The sequence below is a fragment of the Alistipes intestinihominis genome (assembly GCF_040095975.1).
Classification (GTDB): Bacteria; Bacteroidota; Bacteroidia; order Bacteroidales; family Rikenellaceae; genus Alistipes; species Alistipes senegalensis.
On the sequence record NZ_JBBMFL010000010.1, the window covers coordinates 14,457 to 34,882 of the forward strand.

Here is a 20,426-nt window from a genome sequence, read left to right on the forward strand (position 1 = left end):
CAAATGTCGTATCTTTACGCACTTTTCGCGCCGGATTCCCTGTGCACTCAATAAAAGGGGCCTCCGGTACGTTTTCTGAGGACAATGGAAGATACGATCAAAATACTCGGCGCCCGGGTCCACAACCTCCGGAACGTGGACCTCGAAATCCCGCGCCGCAAACTGGTGGTCATCACCGGGCTTTCGGGTTCGGGCAAATCGTCGCTGGCCTTCGACACGATCTATGCCGAGGGACAGCGCCGCTATATGGAGACGCTCTCGACCTATGCCCGGCAGTTCGTGGGGACGATGGAGCGTCCCGACGTGGACAAGATCACGGGACTGAGCCCCGTGGTGGCCATCGAGCAGAAGACCACCAACAAGAATCCCCGTTCGACGGTAGGCACCGTCACCGAGATCAACGACTTCCTGCGCCTCCTCTATGCGCGGGCGTCGCGGGCCTATTCGCCCGTCACGGGCGAGGAGATGGTCCACTATTCCGACGACCAGATCGCCGATCTGATCCTCACGGGTTTCGCCGGGCGCAAGATCGCCCTGATGGCCCCCGTGGTGAAGGGCCGCAAGGGCCACTACCGCGAACTGTTTGAATCGCTGGCCAAGAAGGGCTACATCTACGCCCGCATCGACGGCGAGATCCGCGAAATATCCTCCGGGATGCGTCTCGACCGTTACAAGATACACACCATCGACCTGGTGGTGGACCGTCTGTTAGTGAACGACGAATCCCGCGAGCGGCTGATGACCTCGCTGAAGGAGTCGATGCGGCAGGGCAAGGGAACGATGGCCGTCTACGACTACGGCACCGAACAGCAGCGCTTCTATTCGCGCCACCTGATGTGCCCCTCGACGGGCATGGCTTTCGAGGACCCTGCGCCCCACACCTTTTCGTTCAACTCCCCGAAGGGCGCCTGCCCTCATTGCAACGGACTGGGCGAGGAGGCGGTGTTCGACATCGGGAAGATCATCCCCGACACCCGGCTTTCGTTGCGCGACGGGGCCGTCGAGCCGCTGGGCAAGTACCGCAACAACATGCTCTTCGCCATCCTCGAGATGCTGGGCCGCCGCTACGATTTCACGCTGGACGACCCCGTCGAGAGCTTTTCCGAGGAGGCGTTGAACGCTGTGCTGTACGGCGATTCCGAACCGCTGACGGTCGATCTTTCGGAGTTCAGCTCCCCGGGCGGACGGCAGTTCCTTTCGTGGGAGGGTGTCGCCGAGTATATCGGCCGCACCGAGGACGACGATTCGAAACGCGGCCAGAAGTGGCGCGACCAGTTCCTCGTCTACCGCAAATGTTCGGTCTGCAACGGCACGCGCCTCAAAAAGGAGGCTTTGCAGTTCCGCGTCGCCGGCAAGAATATCGCCGAGGTCTCGGCCATGTCCATCGCGGAGTTTTCGGAGTGGGTGCCCACGATCCGCGAACAGATGACGGAAAAGGAGTGGAAGATCGCCCAGGAGATCGTCAAGGAGATCCGCGAGCGCCTGCGCTTCCTGATGGACGTGGGGCTGGGCTACTTGTCGCTGGCGCGTTCGTCGCGTTCGCTGTCGGGCGGCGAGAGCCAGCGCATCCGCCTCGCCACGCAGATCGGGTCGAAGCTCGTCAACGTGCTCTACATCCTCGACGAGCCCTCGATCGGCCTGCACCAGCGCGACAACCAGCGGCTGATCCGCAGTCTCGAAGAGCTGCGCGACGCGGGCAACTCGGTGATCGTCGTCGAGCACGACGAGGACATGATGCGCGCTGCCGATTTCATCGTCGATGTGGGGCCCCGCGCGGGCCGCAAGGGCGGCAATATCGTCGCCGCCGGAACTTTCGATGACATTCTGAAATCGGACACCATCACCGCCGACTACCTCACGGGACGCCGGCGGATCGGGATTCCCGAAACGCTGCGCAAGGGTACGGGCGGGAGCATCGTGATCCGCGGGGCCCGGGGCAACAACCTCAAGAACGTCACGGCGGAATTTCCGCTGGGCAAGTTCATCTGCGTGACGGGCGTCAGCGGTTCGGGCAAATCGACGCTGGTCAACGAAACCCTGCGGCCGATCCTTTCGAAGGCGCTCTACCGCTCCTTCGATCAGCCGCTGGAGTACGATTCGGCCGAGGGCATCGACCGCATCGACAAACTGGTGGTCGTGGACCAGTCGCCCATCGGGCGCACCCCGCGGTCGAATCCCGCGACCTATTCGAACGTCTTCGCCGACATCCGCAAGCTGTTCGAAATGACCCCCGACGCCCAGATCCGCGGCTTCAAGGCAGGGCGTTTCTCGTTCAACGTCAAGGGCGGCCGCTGCGAGGAGTGCCGGGGCGCGGGCGTGCAGACGATCGAGATGAATTTCCTGCCCGACGTTTACGTGCGCTGCAAGGCGTGCGGCGGCCACCGCTACAACCGCGAAACGCTCGAGGTGAGATACAAGGGCAAAAACATCGACGACGTGCTGAACATGACGGTCAACATGGCCGTGGAGTTTTTCGAGAACATTCCCAATATCCATCAGAAACTCAAGGCGATTCAGGAGGTGGGCCTCGGCTACCTGACGCTCGGGCAGCCCTGCACGACGCTGTCGGGCGGTGAGAGCCAGCGCATCAAACTCTCCTCGGAGCTGTCGAAGCGCGACACGGGGCGCACGCTCTACATCTTGGACGAGCCCACGACGGGGCTCCATTTCGAGGACATCCGTCTGCTGCTGGAGGTGTTGAACAAACTCGTCGATCGCGGCAACACGGTGATCGTCATCGAGCACAACCTCGATGTCGTGAAGGTCGCCGACCATATTATAGATATAGGTCCCGAGGGCGGGGACGCCGGCGGTGAGATCATCGCCGCGGGGACGCCGCACGAGATCGCGCAGTGCGAACGCAGCTACACGGGGCAGTTCCTTAAAAAGATCGGGTTGTAATTTGATGATATCGTTAAAAACATTACTTTTGTAAGACGTGATTGTATAATTTATTCGCTTATGATATAGTACAATAGATACGTACATTTAATTCGGAAAAGCGTTTAGTTTTTATTCTTGCTTTTGAAACTTCGACACTTTCAATCTACCAAGGAATAAAGCGATGACGCTCACGCCGTATGGCGTGGGCTTTACTCGTTTATTTGGTAGATAGGTAGTCGAAGACCTCAAAAGCAAATAGAGAGTTTTGTCCGCGCTTTTTTTGTGCGTATATCAATACATTATGAAGGACAAACGTAAAAATCAAACAAAAAACATGAAAAATGATGGAACGTTTTTGGAGATTAGTACTTATCTCTTGTTTGGCAATTTTCGGATCAGCTTGCAGTAAAGATGACGAAAATACCGGGAGTGATGTTGAAAGGCCGGCTGCAATCTATTATGTAAAATACGCAGCGTCACATCCATTTTATTATTTGGAATCGGTCTGCGTTACGACGGAAAAGGGTCCGCAGAATTTCACGGTAAGAAATAACAGTTGGACGCAGACTTTTGGACCGGTTTCTAAAGGATTTAGGGCATCTATTTCCGTAAGCGGGCGTAGCGGTTATACTCTCCAGATTTATGTCTCTAAGGATAACGGCCCGTTTGTTTATAAAGGATCGTCTTCGTATGTGATAGACTTTTGATAGCGGTCAGGCGGATCTGTTGATTCTGTCTTCTGGTATGGTTCTTGCTTTCATAGCCGTAACAAACCTTATGTGCTATGAAAAAAACAGTCATTATCGTCTTGGGGCTGCTGCTTGCCGCAACGGCCTTCACCGTGATTGGACAGAAGAAGATCCTGTCGCCCAAAGAGGAGCGCCGCGAGGTGCGCGAGAAACGCCGTGCGGAACGCATCGCCAACTACGAGAAGTTCATGGACTCGCTCGTGCTGTCGCGCAACTTCCAGTTCAATCCCTCGACCATGCAGCGTCAGCCGGCAGGTCCCATGCGCCAGATCATGAACCCCGCGTTCAACGTCGGCGTCTGGGACGGCACGATCGACATCTGCCTGCCCTATATCAAGGGATACGTGCCGCCTTACTACGTGACGGTCATCAACTATACGGTGCCCGACGTGCAGGGCTACACCACCGAGCAGACCCACGAAGGATGGATGGTGACCTTCTCGACATCGTTGTTCTCGGCTTCGACCTACACCTTCACCTTCGAGATATTCTCCCGTACGGGCGGCGCCAACCTCACGATCACCAATCCGTGGTACAGCCCCGTGCAGTATTCGGGTTCGATTTCGCAGTTGTATTGACCCGCCGTTTTCGGCCGGATTGACAAAAGGGTGCCTGCGGGCACCCTTTGTCGTTCGTGCGGGCTCTCGCAGCCTATTTTTTGTAGATCAGCGCCACGGCGGAGACGGAGATGCCCTCCTCCCGTCCCTCGAAGCCCAGCTGTTCCGTGGTCGTGGCTTTGACCGACACCCGGTCGCCGTCTACGCCCATCGCTTCGGCCATCGCGGCGCGCATGGCGTCGATATGCGGCCTCAGTTTGGGCCGCTGCGCGCGGATCGTGCAGTCCGCGTTTCCGATCTCGTAGCCTTTTTCGCGCAGCAGCGCCGCGACCTTCCGCAGCAGGATCTTCGAGTCGATTCCTTTGAACTCGTCCGACGTGTCGGGGAAGTGCATCCCGATGTCGCCCAGCGCCGCAGCCCCCAGCAGGGCGTCGCACAGGGCGTGGATCACCACGTCGCCGTCCGAATGGGCGACGCACCCCTTCGTGTGGGCGATCTCGACGCCGCCGAGCACCAGCGGCAGACCCTCGGCCAGGGCGTGTACGTCGTATCCGTGTCCTATTCTGAAATCCATCGGTTTCCGTATTTTATATTGCCAAAGTTACGGATTTTTCCTAACTTTGCAAAAACGCAAATACCTATGTCAGAAATTACCTCGCTGGAGCCCCGCCTCGTGTGGGAGCAGTTCGACGCCATCACGCGCATTCCGCGTCCTTCGAAAAAGGAGGGCAAGATCATCGACTTTCTGGTCGGTTTCGCCAAAAAACACAATATCGAGTATAAAAAGGATGCCGTCGGCAATGTCGTGATGCGCAAGCCCGCGACGCCGGGCTTCGAAGGACGCCCTGCGGTGATCCTCCAGTCGCATATGGACATGGTCTGCGAGAAGAATTCCGACGTGGAGTTCGATTTCGACAACGATCCCATCCGCACGCGCATCGACGGCGGGTGGGTCCGGGCCGAGGGCACGACGCTGGGTGCCGACTGCGGTATCGGCATGGCCGCTGCGCTGGCCGTGCTGCTCGACGAATCGGTGGAGCACGGGCCTCTCGAAGCGCTGTTCACCGTCGATGAGGAGACGGGCCTCACGGGCGCGTTCGAGCTGGGCGAGGGGATGCTTACGGGCAAATACCTCCTCAATCTCGATTCGGAGGACGAGGGCGAGATCTTCATCGGCTGTGCGGGCGGCATCGACACCATCGCCACGTTCCGCTACACGATGGAGCCTGCGCCGAAGAATTACGCTTTCTTCCGCGTTGACGTTTCGGATTTGCAGGGAGGGCACTCGGGCGACGACATCGACAAGGGCCGCGTCAACTCGAACAAGACCGTGGCGCGCCTGCTGTGGGACGGCATGCAGTCGTGCGAACTGAAACTGAGCTACTTCAACGGCGGAAACCTCCGCAACGCCATTCCCCGCGAAGCCTACGCCATTTTCGGCGTGCCGGAGCGGCTCAAAGGCGAGTTCGTTAAACGCTATAATTTGTTCGCCGCCGACCTGAAGGCCGAATTCCAATTCCGCGAACCCGATTTCCGCATCACGCTCAACGAGATGCCGCAGGTCGAGGAGGTGCTCGACGCGCGGACGCAGTTCGCGCTGGTCTACTCGATCGTGGGCGTGTCCAACGGCGTCATCGCCATGTCGTTCGCCGTTCCGGGGCTGGTCGAAACCTCCACGAACCTCGCGTCGGTGAAGTTCGCCGACGGCAACCGCATCGTCGTCACCTCGTCGCAGCGGTCGTCGGTCGAGAGCGCCAAGACCTATGTGATGCAGATGGTCGAGTCGGTCTTCGCGCTGGCGGGCGCCGACGTGGCCCATTCCGACGGCTATCCCGGCTGGAATCCCAATCCGCAGTCGCGGCTGCTGGAGGTTACGGTCGATGCCTACGAACGGCTGTTCGGAACCGAGCCCAAAGTCCGCGCGATCCACGCCGGACTGGAATGCGGCCTGTTCCTTGAAAAATACCCCGACCTGGAGATGGTTTCCTTCGGCCCGACGCTCCGCGGCGTACATTCGCCCGACGAACGGCTGGAGATCGCCACGGTCCCCAAGTTCTGGAATCTGCTGTGCGAAACGCTGAAAAGTCTGTAACCGCCGCTTCATTTTTTGCAATGGGGTGTTTCCCGACACGGACCGGATGGTTGTTGACTGCGTTTTTCAGCGTGGTCGTATCGTCGATTTCCCCCCCCCTCTGCGCTGCGCTGAACATCTATGACTACCGGTTCCACACCATGCCCGAAACCTCCTATTACGGAGGTATTCACAGCATCGCCAAGGACAGTATAGGACGAATCTGGTTCAGCGGATACGATGCGCTGTTCATGTATAACGGCAGTGCGTTCGTCCGGATGGACGATTTGGTCACGGGCCTCTCGCCGAGTTCCTATTGGAATTACGGACAGGTGGTTACGGACCGCCGCGGCGGTCTGTACGTCGGAACCAACCACGGACTGCTGCGCTTCGACTACGGCTCCCGGAGTTTCGAATCCGTACTGGACGGAAACATCGGTTCGGTCATGGTCAACGGCGACGGTACGGTGTGGCTGATCCGCAACAACGACATCGAATCGTTCGATCCGGAGCGTCTGCCCGAGGTGGTGCGTTACGAGCGGCCTCCGGACTGCTCGGTTTCGTCTTTGGCGCTGATATGCACCCGCGAATACGTTTATGCCGCGACGAAGGGAAACCTCTACCGGCTCAACCGCGAGACCGGACAGTACACGTTTTTCACGACCGTGGGCGGCGACGGCTGCGTGATCCGCGATGTCGTGGAGTGCGGCGGGTCGGTCTATGTCCTTACGCTCATGGACGGCCTGTATGAATGCGACGGGGACGGCCGTGTCACACGGTATTTCAGGCTGCCGGTCGAATACGAGAAGTCCGCCGGAGCCAAGGAGTTGTTTCTCGATGCGTCGGGCGTTATCTGGGTGGCCACGCAGTCGGGGCTTCTCCTCCTGGACCCTGCGACCGGCAGTACGCACCTCCTGCGTTCGAACCTCCATTATCCCTATTCGCTGCCCAACAATTCGGTGTGGTCGATCTTTCCCGATCCCGACGGCGGGGTATGGGTCGGCACCTACGGGGGCAAACTGGCCTACATGACGCTGGCGGACAACGGCGTGAACTATTTCAAGGCCACGCCGGGCGGGCTGAACCATCCCATCGTCAGCTGTTTCGAGGAGGACGACGCGGGCAACCTGTGGATCGGTACGGAGGGCGGAGGTCTGAACTACTGGGACCGGAAGAACGACCGCTTCGTCTACTATACGCAGGAGAGCCGCAGCGGCATTACGTCGAACATGATCAAGCGGCTGCGCTACGACAGGGACGGAAGGTTGCTGATTTCGGCTTTCAACGGCGGCATCAAGTCGTTCGACGCGCGGCGGGGGCGTTTTTCCGACCTGCGCATGTATTATCCGGCCTCGCCGCAGCCGCTGAGCGTTTACGATTTTTTGCAGGAGGGCGATTCGGGAATCTGGCTGACGAATCCCGATGCTGCGTTGATGTACGGAGATGCCGGGAGCGGCATCGTCGGGGCCGTGCACCTGACGGACGACCGCGGAAACGAGGTCCGGCCGCACGTCGAAACGCTCTTCCACGACGGACAGGGCCGTCTGTGGCTGGTGACGCACAACGGAGCGTATGTCGTGGATGCCGCTTCGCGGCGGATTTTGGCGCATTATTACCTCGACGACGCTCCCTATTCGGAGAACAACCTCTGTTCGTATTGCGTCACGTCCGGTTCCGAAATCTGGTTCGGGACGCGCGGCGGGGGAGTCAACCTGCTGAGCCGCGACGGGGAGTATGCGAATTTCAAGGACCGGACCGGCGAAGGACTGTCGGGAAAGACGGTTTTCGGCATTCTGGAAGACACGGTTTCGAAAAACGTCTGGTTCAGCACCAACAGCGGACTCTATTATTACGACTATGTGAGCCGGATGATCCGCAAGTCGCAGATCGACAGCCCGAACCTTTGCGGGGCCTACTACGTGCGGGCCTGCTATAAGACTTCGCGCGGGGAGATGCTCTTCGGGGGAACCGACGGATTTATCCTGTTCAATCCGGGAAAGATCGGGCACAACGAGCAGAAACCGAAGGTTTTTTTCACCGACCTGCTGATCAACAGCGAACCCGTGAGGCCCGGTGCCAAAGACTCGCCCCTGCGGAGGTCCATAACCACGATGGCCTGCGACGGGGACGACGGCAGCGCCATCGAACTGTCGCACCGGCAGTCGAATCTCGAAATCTGCTTTTCGGCGAACAGCTACCTGGACGCCGGGAAAAATCAGTATGCCTACCGGATGCTGGGGCTTTCCGAACGCTGGTCCCTGCTCCCGCGGGGTCAGAAGGCGGTGCAGTTCTTCAACCTGCCTGCCGGGAGTTATGTCTTCGAGGTCAAGGCCGCCAATAACGACGGATTGTGGGGCGACGAGGTTTCCTCCCTGCGCTTCGAGGTGAGCCCCTCGCCCTTTCTTTCCCGCTGGGCCTATGCCGTTTACGCGATGCTCCTGCTGGCTGTCGCCAGCTTTATCTGGCGCTATTTCACCGACAAGAAGATCTTCCAACAGCGGCTCGAACTGGAACGGATCAAGGAGCAGAACATGAAAGAACTGACCCAGGCCCGGATCAATTTCTTCACGAACATCTCCCACGACCTCAAAACACCGCTTACGCTGGTCATCGATCCGCTGAAACAGCTGAAACAGCATTTGCCCGGGGACGCCCCGTGCAACGACTATGTCCGCCTGATCGAAAAGAACGTGGGGCGTATCCAGCGAATGATCAGCCAGCTGCTTCAATTCCGGGAGATCGAGAGCCAGAAAATGACCCTGAACCGGCAGCCGGGCGACCTGATCCGGTTTATCGACAGCATTTTTTCGTTGTTCGAGTTCTATGCCAGCAAAAAGGGCATCGAAACCGATTTCAGTTCCCGCTACGAGAGTTTCTACACCAGTTTCGACCACGACGTGATCGAGAAGATCTTCACCAACCTGTTCTCCAACGCGATCAAATACACCTCTGAAAACGGCTACGTAGGGGTGAAGATCGGCCGGGCTCCCCGGGAGCGGTGGCCGAAAGGGGCGGTGCCAGCCGCCGATACCGAATACCTTTCGTTTACGGTCACCAATACCGGGGCGGAGATTCCCGAGGACAAGAAGGATATTATTTTCGAATCGTTCAACCGCCTCTCCGCGCGCCGTCCCGAGTTCGAGAGCAGCACCGGCCTGGGCCTCGCCATCGTCCGGGAGCTGGTCGGCAACCTGGCGGGGAGCATAACCCTGCATTCGGGAAATTCGAAGGTCGCTTTCACGGTGGTGCTTCCCTTCTCGCGGAGCGCCGAAAAGACCAACAGCGCCGCCGAGTCGTACGACTACACGGTTTCCGAGATCGACAACCTGCTGAAAGAGTCCGATGCCGCGGACCGGAACGACCGGCGTGTCCGCAAGGCATACGACATCGTGGTCATCGAGGACGATCCGGACCTGAGAAGCTACCTGGAACGGCGGCTGTCGGAATATTATAATGTATATACGGCGGACGACGGCCGGGAAGGCATTGCCAAGGTGGAGAAGATCTATCCCCAGATGGTCATCACCGACCTGATGATGCCGGAAGCCGACGGTTTCGATGTCTGCCGTTCCCTGCGGTCGAACATCAAGACCAGCCATATCCCGGTCATCATGCTGTCGGGGCAGGGCAAAGATGCCGACAACAAGATCAAGGCGCTGGAGTGCGGCGCCAGCGTGTTCATCGACAAGCCCTTCGACATGGATTACCTGCTCGGGCAGGTGGCCAACCTCATCAAGACCCAGAACGAGCTGAAACAGCGTTACAGCCGGAAATACATCGCCGAACCCTCGAAGATCACGATCTCCTCCGTGGACGAAGAACTGCTGAAAAAGGCGATGAACTACATCGAGCGGAACATCGACAACAACGACTACGACGTGGAGTCGTTCGTGTCGGACATGGCCATCGGGCGGACGCTCCTCTACCAGAAGCTGAACGACATTACGGGCATGTCGATCAAGGAGTTCATCATGGACATACGGCTGAAACGCGCCGCCCAGCTGCTCCGGGAGTCCGACCTGACGATCTCCGAGATTTCGATCATGACGGGCTTCGCCAATCCGAAATATTTCAGCATCTGCTTCAAGCGCCACTTCGAGCTGACCCCTTCCGAATTCAAGAAAAAGGCGTAACGTCTGCCGGCCGGCCGCGCCGTTTCCGCCCTGCGCGACAAGGGGGAGGCCGTGTTCGGCCGGGAATGGTTCCATTTTGTGCGATTCGTACAAAATGGAACCATTTCTGAATAAATGGCTACCATGTTATGAACTCATTTTCTGGATATTTGCATTGCCGGGAGCTGAAACGGACTCTCCGGAAAAACTAACCGAAAATGCGAATTAAAACCGAATGCTTATGGGAAAATGACCTGAAAACCGCCCAGGGACGACCGGGTTCTCCTGCCGTCCGCACAATCTTTTGAAGATGCAATTTTAACCCAAACGGAACCTTTTATGATAAGAATGTACAAAATGCTTAAAGGCACTCTGGCGATGACCGTTTTGCTGCTGTTGTCGGCCGGACCTTTGTTTGCACAGAATGCGATTAACGTGACCGGAAAGGTCACCGATGAAAACGGAGCGCCCCTGGCGGGTGTCGTCGTACTCGTAAAGGACGGCGGGAACAACAATGCCACCGTCACCAATACGCAGGGTGTTTATGAGATCAAGGCCCCCGCGGCCTCGACGCTGGTTTTCTCGTGCCTGGGTTATTCCAGCCGGGAGATCGGGATCGGCACGTCCAACGTCGTGGACGTGAAGATGGCGCAGGATGCGCAGTCCCTCGACGAAGTGGTCGTCGTGGGTTACGGTACGCAGAAGAAGAAGGACCTCACGGGAGGTCTTGCCGTGGTCGGCAAACAGACGCTGGAGATGGTTTCGACCAACAACCTGATGGACCGTCTGGTCGGACAGGTCGCCGGTCTGAACATCACCACCGGCAACGAGGCTCCGGGCAGCAACCAGACGCTGCTGATCCGCGGCCAGAACTCGCTGACGGCCAGCAATGACCCGCTGATCATCCTGGACGGCATTCCCTATTCGGGCGGCCTGGCCGACCTCGATCCGAACATCATCGAGAGCCTGTCGGTGCTGAAAGACGCTTCGGCGGTTGCGATCTACGGTTCACGCGGATCGAACGGCGTCATCCTGATCCAGACCAAGCGCGGATCGAAAGGCAGTTTCCATGTGACCTACAAGACGAAACTCTCCGTCGCCGAACCGATGCAGCGCATCGAGACGATGGGTCCCAACGAGTTCATCCGTTTCAAGCAGGACATGGGCCGACTCAAAAACAATTACAGCGGCGAGCAGCTCGATCCGCTGGTGGGTTCGATCATCAGCGCCAGCGAGAAGGTCAACTACGCCAAAGGCGTCACCAACGACTGGCAGGACTATGTTTTCCGCACGGTCTTCACGATGGACCACCAGCTGAGCTTCCAGGGCGGCAGTGAAAAGACGACCTACATGGCCGCCGTTTCCTACTTGGACAATCCCGGCGTCGTCTACAACTCGAATTATCAGCGTACGACCGTTTACGCCAGCATCAACCAGACGATGAACGACTGGTTGTCGGTGGGCCTCACCACGCAGTTCGTCAACCGCGAGAGCGGCGGTGCGACGCCGAACCTCGAACACGCCATCAAGCAGAGCCCGTGGGGCATCTACAAGGACGAGACGGGCGGTTATTACGAGGAGCCGATGGACTATTCGAACCTGCCCAACCCGATGAAGGATGTCAACGCCGATCAGAAACGCACGGGCCGCAACTTCATGGCCAACGGTTTTCTCGACATCAAACTTCCCGTCGAGGGGCTCTCGTTCCGCTCGCAGTTCGGCTACAACTACCGCAGCCAGCTGAACGGCACCTACTACGGCCGCAACACCGTGACCGGTAAGAAGGTGGACGGCCGCGCCGAACTGGATAACAATCACACGACGGACTGGACGTGGGAGAACGTGCTGAAATTCGACCGCAATTTCAAAAAGCACCACATCGACTTCACGGGATTGTTCTCCATGCAGGAAACCCAGTATACGGGCGCTTCGCAGAGCGGCGAGGGCTTCGTGAACGACGATTCGAGCTTCTACCGGATGGACGGCGCCGAAAACAAGATCACTATCGGTTCGTCCTATTGGAAGGAGAATTTCGTTTCGGGCATGTTCCGCGTGAACTACGGATTCGACAGCAAGTATCTGCTGACGCTGACCGGACGCGCCGACTCGTTCTCGGGATTCGCCGAAAATCATAAATGGGCCTTCTTCCCTTCGGCCGCCGTAGCCTGGCATCTGGGCGAAGAGAGTTTCATCAAGGACAACGCTTCGTGGATCGACATGCTGAAAATCCGCTTGTCGTACGGCGCTAACGGCAACAACGCCATTTCGCGCTACCAGTCGCTCGACCGTCTTTACGCAACCAACGGCGTCAAGTACATTTGGGGCGACGGCGGCAGCGCCGCCAACTCGGCCTATCTGCCGAGCGATGGCATCGGCAACCCCGACCTGAAGTGGGAGACGACCTATACGGCCAACCTCGGTATCGACTTCCAGTTTTTCAACGGACGCTTGGGCGGTACGATCGACATGTATCTTTCCAATACGCACGATCTGCTGATGTCGCGCTCTGTGCCTATCATGAACGGTTACAGCAAGATTCTCTACAACGTCGGACAAACCCGCAACAAGGGTATCGAGTTGACGCTCCATTCGCAGAATATCCGCAAGACGAATTTCCGCTGGGAGACCGATTTCACCTTCTCGCTCAACCGCGACGAGATCGTCGAACTGCGCGGCGACGGCAATGACGACATCAACAACAAGTGGTTCATCGGCAAGCCGCTGTCGGTCTACTACGACTGGAACATGATCGGCATCTGGCAGCAGGGCGACGAGTTCACCTTCACCGACAAGGACGGCAAGGAGGTGGCTCATCAGACGGGAGCCACGCCCGGCGCCGCCAAATTGGAGGATGTTGACGGCAACGGCGTTATCGACTCCAATGACCGGAAAGTCATCGGAAGCAAACAGCCGAGTTTCACGATGTCGATGGGTAACCGTTTTACCTACAAGGATTTCTACTTCTCGTTCCTGTTCAACGGCGTCTTCGGCAAATGGATGACCGACAACGTGGCCAACATCGGTTCGTATACGTTCGGTTCGGGCAACTACATCCACGGCGTGAGATACTGGACGCCGGAGACTCCCGATGCGGAGGTCGTTTCGCCGGGCTACCAGGCCTCTTTCGACCACGGCTACTACAAGAAGCTCAATTACGTGCAGCTGCGCAACATCACGCTGGGCTACCGCGTCAACCAGAAATTCGTCCGCAAGATCGGCCTGAGCGCCATCGATGTCAATTTCAGCGTGAACAACGTGTGCGCCTTCTCTAACATGCGGCAGATGCTGAACTACGACAACACCTGGTTCGCATCGTTCCCGACCGCCCGTTCCTATGTGTTGGGATTATCCTTAACCTTTTAAGTAAGAACTGATTATGAAAACGATGAATTATATCAAACTCAGCGCCGCATGCTCGGTTCTGGCAATCGTTGCGGGTTGTACCTCCTTTCTGGAAGAGGATTTGAAAAGTTCGTTGGCTCCCGACAACACCTATACCAGTTCGCTGGGCTTCGAGGTCGGCTCCACGGGACTCTATGCCATCGCCCGTTCGGAGTACAACACTTGGGGCGAGCAGGGTGCCTTCATGCACAACGGTGCCTGCGCCTACGAAGTGTTGCAGATTTCGACCGATCTCTGCCGGATGGGCACCGTCCGCGACGGTTCGCTCGTTCCGTTCGCCGAGCTGACGCTCAATCCCTCGACGCTTTTCGTCGGATCGTACTGGAACTGGGCCTATAACCTGATCGGTTCGGCCAACGAGCTGCTGATCTATTCCGAGAAGAACGACAACTGGGATTATCCGACCGACAAACAGCTCTATCAGGCCGAGGCGCGGTTCTTCCGTGCATACGCCTATCGCACGCTGGTCTATCTCTATGGCGACGTGCCCTGGGTCGAGACCATCCAGAAACCCTTCCTGCTTTCGTTCTCGCGGGACCCCAAGATCGAGGTGCTGGGACACATCATCGACGACCTGAAATTCGCCAAGGAGCATCTTCCCGAAGATCCCGATGCGGTGAAGGAGGGCAAGCTCACGACGTGGGCCGCACGCCACCTGCTGAGCGAAATGTACCTGCTGCGCGGCGCTGAGGGCGATTACAAGCTGGCCGAGGAGAATGCCCAGGAGGTGATCGACAGCAAGCATTACAGCCTGGTGAAGAGCCGTTACGGTGCCGACAAGAGCAAGCCCGGCGACTATTTCAGCGATATGTTCCTCGAAAACAACCAGAACCGTTCGGCCGGCAATACCGAGAGCATTTGGGTCATGCAGTTCCAGTACAACACCGTCGGCGGCGGCACGAACTCCGATGATTGGACCCGCCGCGCCTGGAATCCCCAGTACCATGCTATCGACGGTTTTGCGCTGGCCGATTCGCTCGGCGGCCGCGGTCTGGCGCAGATCTATCCGCTGAAATGGTGGATCGGCGTCAAGGGCACGAACGCCACGACCGACGGCGAGACGATTAAGGAAGTAGACACGAATGGCAATATCATTTCCTCTAAACCAATCTCTTCTGATGGTATCTTCGACGACGGCGACATCCGCAATTCGGAGTACAACATCAAACGCAACTGGTACTACAACAACCCGCTGACGCCCAATAAACTCGGCCAGAAATGTCCCATCGACGACAAATCGTGGTCGCAGGCCCAGCTTTTCCCGGCGCTGAAAAAGTTCTTTTTCGGAAAAGAGGAGAATTTGCAGCTCACCGGTTCGTACAAGGACCGCACGAAATTCCGCCTGGCTGAAACCTATCTGCTGCTGGCCGAAGCCTACCTGCGTCAGAATATGCCCGACAAGGCTGCCGATGCCGTGAACGAGGTGCGCCGCCGTGCCAAGGTGGCCGACGTTTCCGACGACGAGATGACGATGGACTACCTGCTCGACGAGCGTATCCGCGAATTGTACGGCGAGGAGAGCCGCCGCTTTACGCTGGTGCGCACGGGCAAACTGATCGAGCGTGTGAAGAAGTACAATCCTGAGGCGCGCGACCTCATCCAGGATTTTCATGTGCTGTGGCCCATTCCGCAGGCTGTCCGCGACGCCAACACCGGAGAATTCCCGCAGAACCCCGGTTACGAAGGCTACGAGGGCTGATGACCGGTCCGACCGGTTTTCGGCCCCGCCTCCGGGCGAACAAGAAAAGCAATGTGTCCGGACGCTTCCGGACCCTATCAGCAAACACGAAAAAAACAGCTATGAAAAAGATGAAATTTGCATGTAACATATCGCTGCTGACCCTTGTGGCACTCGGCCAGTGGGCTTGTGCGTGGGACCCGTACGAGCATGACAGCGACCCGGTCAGGGAGACCCTCGAACTGACCGCCTCCGCCTCCCAGATCGCTCTGGACGAAAACAACCTGACGGCTACGGTCCTCACTTTCGACTGGACGCCGGCGCGTCCGATGTCCGACGAGTATCTGGTCTCCTACAAGACCAAACTGGACCTGCTGACCAACAACTTCGGTTCGGCCACGACCATCGAGACGAGCGAGGACGACGGAATATTCAGCCGGAGCTACACCTCCGAGCAGCTCAACAACTGGGCCAACGAGCGCTGGAAAGTGCCCGTGAACAAGACCTTTACGCTGGCGTTCCGCGTCATCGCGGAGTATGCGGGCGGTCCCACTTATGAAATGCCCGAGGTGCGGACCGTCGAGGTGACCGTAACCCCGATCAAGGTCGATGTCTTCGACGCCGACAAGGTGTCGCTCTCCGGTACGGCTCTCAGCAGCGTCACGGAGATCGAAAAGACGGTCGAGAATGCGAACCTCTATGCGTGGTACGGTGCGCTGAGCATCGGCGAGCTCCAAATCCCCGTCGAATTGGAGGGCCAGACCTATTATATCGTTCCGAGCGACGGCAACGGTGCGCTCCGCGACGGCGAACTCGTTGACGTGAAGATGCAGGACGATCCCGTTTCGTGGGCCATTCCGGCCGCCGGCAACTACCGTCTGCTGATCGACATGGAGAACAAGCAGGTGCGCATCTACTCGCCGGCGACCGACCTGAAACCGCTTTCCGTGACGTTCCGTCCGAGCGGTGCCGAGGCCAATCCCGAGACGACGATCGAGGTGCTCGACCTCTGGGCCTACGGAGCCGGTACGGGTTGGGGCGTCCGCAAACTCAACCTGAAACAGAGCCTTGCAGATCCCCAGGTGCTGATCTACGATGCCGAGGAGCATAACGGCACCAAATTGTCCAGCGGCATGAAGTTCTGCGTGGCCCAGAATTTCACGGTCGGCGGTGTGGACTACAACCAGAACAACGCTTACTGCTTCACCAACCCGCTGACGGCTGACGGCAAACGCCAGAACCTCACGCTGGTGCTCGATAAGGAGAGCGAACTGCACGGCGGCGCCGACGGCGAGACGCGTAACTCGTATTACACGATTCCCGCTTCCGACCTGCTGATCTTCGATCTGCGGCACAATACGATCCTTGCGCGGAACAAATAGGACCGCGGCCATCTGAAACAGCGCCGTATCGGACTGGATACTGGGTTCCGGCCGACAGAACGATACGGCGCTGTTTTTCCGACATGTTGTCCATCAATTCAAAAACGATATGACTGCTATGAAAAATCTGATGACGGCCTGCCTTTTGGCCGCGTTTCTGTGCTCCGCCTCCTGCGGATGTTCGAAAGACAGCGGCGGAGGGGAGGATGACGGCGGCAAGATCGCCGGCGTAACCGTGAAACCCGCATACAACAAATCGCAGGTGCTGCACAATCCGCTGAACGGCTGGGTGATGTATGTGAGTGCCGACTACGATCCTTCGTATTTCGACAAGGAGATCTACGTGCCTCTGCTGGGCAAGAACGTGAAGGTGGCGGACTATGCCTCCGCCTGCTACATCCGCACGAAATGGTCCGTGCTGAATCCCGCCGACGGCGAATATGCCTGGAAGAATCCCGATTCGAAGATTTACAAGCTGGTTCAAGCGGCCCGCGAACGGAAACTTCCCATTGCGTTCCGCGTCGTGGTGGACGGCCGCGATCAGGGAGCGAACACGCCCCAGTTCGTTTACGACGCCGGGGCCGAATATGCGATGTCGGAGCCGAAGTACCCCGACCGCAAGACTCCCATGCCGCAGGACCCGGTTTTCCAGCGTTACTACGAGAAGTTCGTCGAGGCTTTCGCCGCGGAATTCAACGATCCGGAAAACACCTCGTTCATTGACGGCTACGGCCTCGGGAAATGGGGCGAGGGTCACAGCGTGGCCTACAACAAGGACGACGTGTCGGCCGTTGACGCGAATACGGAGACGGTCAAGCGCGAGGTGCTCGACTGGATCACGAAGCTCTATGCCAAGTATTTCACGCAGGTCCCCCTCGTTATCAACTACCACCGCGTGCTGGGACATCCCACGAGCGAGGGCACGGCCAATCCGAACAGCGAGAGTTTGGTCGCCTTGTCCGTGGCCAACGGCTATTGCCTGCGTCACGACGCCTTCGGCATGAACAACGCCAGTTGGGGTTACAGCACCTGGGAGAAGGCCATCGCCGCGCAATGGCGCTATAAGGTCCCCATCATCATGGAGGGCGGTTACATCGTCAGCAGCCACAGCTACTGGAACGATCCGGCGGGCTATCGCCAGGGCCATCCCGAAGATGTCCGCCAGGGTGAATTCGACTCTTCGGCCGAGGCGCACGTCAATATGATGGACTTCCGCGTGGGGCAGGAGACCGAGTCGTGGTTCGGCGACGCTTTCAACCTCGTGCAGCGTTTTGTTTCCGAGGGCGGTTACCGCCTCTATCCCGACCAGGTGACCCTTCCCGATCAGGTGAACGCCGGCAGCCGCGTCAAGGTCGCTTCGCGCTGGCGCAACATGGGTTGGGGCTATTTCCCGAACAACCTTCCGCAGTGGAACTACAAATACAAGGTGGCCTATGCGCTGCTCGACGCTTCGGGCAAGGCGCAGCGGGTCTTCGTTGACGGGGAGTGCGAGCCTTCGACGTGGGTCGAGAGCAAACCTTTCTCCTATACGTTCGAGACGCCTGCCGTCGATCTCCCCGCCGGAAAATATACGTGGGGCATCGCCATCGTCGATACGACGAAGGAGAACGTTCCGGCCATCGAACTGGCGGTGAACGACGAAAAGACCGCCGAAGGTTGGGTCAAACTGCTCGACGTTCAGATCCATTAGTGCCGGGTAAGTTATGAAACGGGTTGTTTTGCTTGCCGCCGCGTTGCTGCTCTCCTCGACGACGGCTTTCGGGACCGGCGTTTGGGTCGAGGCCGAGAGTTTCCGCGACAAGGGCGGCTGGTCCGTCGATCAGCAGTTCATGGATCTGATGGGATCGCCGTATCTCATCGCACACGGCATGGGCAAACCCGTGGCGGATGCCGTTACGACCGTCGAATTCCCCGAATCCGGGACTTATCACGCCTACGTGCGGACGTTCAACTGGGTCGCTCCCTGGTACGACGGCGAGGGCCCCGGGAGATTCTCCCTCCGGGTGGGGAAACGGACGCTGCCCGAGGTGCTGGGAAACCGGGGCCGGGAGTGGATGTGGCAGTATGCCGGACGGGTCGCTGTCCGGAAGGGGCCGGTCGAAGTTTCGCTGACCGACTTTTCCGGCTTCGACGGCCGCTGCGACGCCGTCTATTTCACCCGGGATCAGGAGGATGTGCCTCCTGCCGATTCCGGGGAGCTGGCGGCTTTCCGTCGCAGGATGCTGCATATTCCCGATACGCCGCAGCGCGTGGAGTCGTTCGATTTCGTCGTGGTGGGCGGAGGCATCGCCGGGATGTGTGCTGCGGTGTCGGCTTCGCGGCTGGGATGCCGGGTCGCGCTGGTCAACGACCGTCCGGTGCTGGGCGGCAACAACAGCTCCGAAGTCCGCGTACATCTGGGCGGTGTCATCGAGGTCGGCCCGAACAAGGGGCTCGGGCGCATGATCCGCGAATTCGGCCACTCGCGCGGCGGCAACGCCCAGCCGGCCGGGAACTACGAGGATGCGAAAAAGGAGGAGTTCATCGCCGCCGAAAAGAACGTCGCCCTGTTCGCCGGCTGTCGGGCCGTTGCCGTGAACACGACCGGCGGCCGGATCGCTTCGGTGGTCGTCCGCCACATCGAAACCGGGGAGGAAACGCTTCTCGAAGCGCCGCTTTTCGCCGACTGTACGGGCGACGGCACGGTCGGGTTTCTGGCCGGGGCCGATTTCCGGATGGGCCGCGAGAGCCGGGACGAATTCGGCGAGGAGCTGGCCCCTGCGGCCGCCGACAGGATGACGATGGGTTCGTCGGTGCAGTGGTACTCGGTCGATGCGGGTAAAAAGACGGATTTTCCGGTGTTCAGCTATGGTCTGAGGTTCGACGAAACGAACTGCGAGAAGGTGACGATGGGCGAGTGGAAATGGGAAACCGGCATGAATCTCGACCAGATCGCCGATTTCGAACGCATCCGCGACTACGGTCTGCTGGTGGTCTATTCGAATTGGAGTTTCCTGAAAAACGGACTCCGTGACAACGGCGAATTCCGCAACCGCGAACTGGGCTGGGTGGCCTACGTCGCCGGCAAACGCGAATCGCGCAGGCTGCTTGGCGATTACGTGCTGAAACAGGACGACATCGACAAACACGTCTTCCACGAAGACGCCTCTTTCGCCACGACCTGGGACCTCGACCTGCATTTCCCCGACTCGCTCAATTCCGTGCGCTTCCCGGGCCGGGAGTTCAAGGCGGCCACGAAGCACGTCCATATCTATCCCTATGCCGTGCCTTACCGGTGCCTCTATTCCCGCAACGTGGACAATCTGTTCATGGCCGGGAGAAATATCAGCGTGACGCACGTGGCGCTGGGCTCCGTGCGCGTGATGCGCACGACGGGCATGATGGGCGAAGTGGTCGGCATGGCGGCTTCGCTGTGCCGGAAATACGGAACCTCGCCCCGCGGGGTCTATCAGCGGCATCTGGACGAACTGCGATCGCTGATGCGCGAAGGCGTCGGCAGGAAGGACGTTCCCGACAACCAGCGATTCAACCAGGGAGCTTCGCTGAAGGCTCCCCGCGCATTGCGCAACGATTGAAAACGACGACGAAACGG

General features: G+C 58.6%; 10 protein-coding genes. 9 read left to right on the forward strand and 1 reads right to left on the reverse strand.

All coding sequences use genetic code 11. The features are described from left to right. The first annotated feature begins 84 nt into the window (after positions 1 to 84). Positions 85 to 2,901, forward strand: coding sequence for an excinuclease ABC subunit UvrA (uvrA, locus tag WMO46_RS09425; protein WP_349094234.1), 2,817 nt, complete (start codon positions 85 to 87; stop codon positions 2,899 to 2,901). 766 nt (positions 2,902 to 3,667) lie between these two features. After that, positions 3,668 to 4,210 (forward strand): DUF4251 domain-containing protein, encoded by a 543-nt coding sequence (locus WMO46_RS09430; RefSeq protein WP_019150048.1) that lies wholly within the window; start codon positions 3,668 to 3,670, stop codon positions 4,208 to 4,210. A gap of 73 nt (positions 4,211 to 4,283) precedes the next feature. On the opposite strand, the gene ispF is transcribed toward WMO46_RS09430, so the two are convergent. After that, positions 4,284 to 4,763: a 2-C-methyl-D-erythritol 2,4-cyclodiphosphate synthase gene (ispF, locus tag WMO46_RS09435; RefSeq protein ID WP_195496528.1), complete on the reverse strand. Its 480-nt coding sequence runs from the start codon at positions 4,761 to 4,763 to the stop codon at positions 4,284 to 4,286. Positions 4,764 to 4,829: 66 nt separating this feature from the next. On the opposite strand from ispF, the gene WMO46_RS09440 reads away from it, so the two are divergent. From WMO46_RS09440 to WMO46_RS09470, 7 genes are all read left to right on the forward strand, one after another. Then, entirely contained in the window at positions 4,830 to 6,281 is a 1,452-nt protein-coding gene (locus tag WMO46_RS09440; protein ID WP_349094235.1) for an aminoacyl-histidine dipeptidase, read from the forward strand. Positions 6,282 to 6,331: 50 nt separating this feature from the next. After that, complete coding sequence (locus tag WMO46_RS09445) at positions 6,332 to 10,393, forward strand: hybrid sensor histidine kinase/response regulator transcription factor (RefSeq protein WP_349094236.1); 4,062 nt, start codon at positions 6,332 to 6,334, stop codon at positions 10,391 to 10,393. Between the two features lie 327 nt (positions 10,394 to 10,720). After that, positions 10,721 to 13,735, forward strand: a complete 3,015-nt coding sequence (locus WMO46_RS09450; RefSeq protein WP_019150052.1) for a SusC/RagA family TonB-linked outer membrane protein — start codon at positions 10,721 to 10,723, stop codon at positions 13,733 to 13,735. Between the two features lie 13 nt (positions 13,736 to 13,748). Next, the gene (locus WMO46_RS09455) at positions 13,749 to 15,473 is read left to right on the forward strand and encodes a RagB/SusD family nutrient uptake outer membrane protein (protein ID WP_349094237.1); all 1,725 of its coding nucleotides are present in this window, start codon (positions 13,749 to 13,751) and stop codon (positions 15,471 to 15,473) included. A 101-nt stretch (positions 15,474 to 15,574) separates the two neighbouring features. After that, a complete protein-coding gene (locus WMO46_RS09460; RefSeq protein WP_349094238.1) occupies positions 15,575 to 16,834 on the forward strand; it encodes a SusE domain-containing protein in 1,260 nt (419 codons plus the stop codon). Between the two features lie 118 nt (positions 16,835 to 16,952). Continuing rightward, positions 16,953 to 18,524: a hypothetical protein gene (locus tag WMO46_RS09465; RefSeq protein ID WP_026076378.1), complete on the forward strand. Its 1,572-nt coding sequence runs from the start codon at positions 16,953 to 16,955 to the stop codon at positions 18,522 to 18,524. Positions 18,525 to 18,537: 13 nt separating this feature from the next. Further along, the gene (locus WMO46_RS09470) at positions 18,538 to 20,409 is read left to right on the forward strand and encodes an FAD-dependent oxidoreductase (protein WP_349094239.1); all 1,872 of its coding nucleotides are present in this window, start codon (positions 18,538 to 18,540) and stop codon (positions 20,407 to 20,409) included. The last annotated feature ends 17 nt before the right edge of the window (positions 20,410 to 20,426 follow it).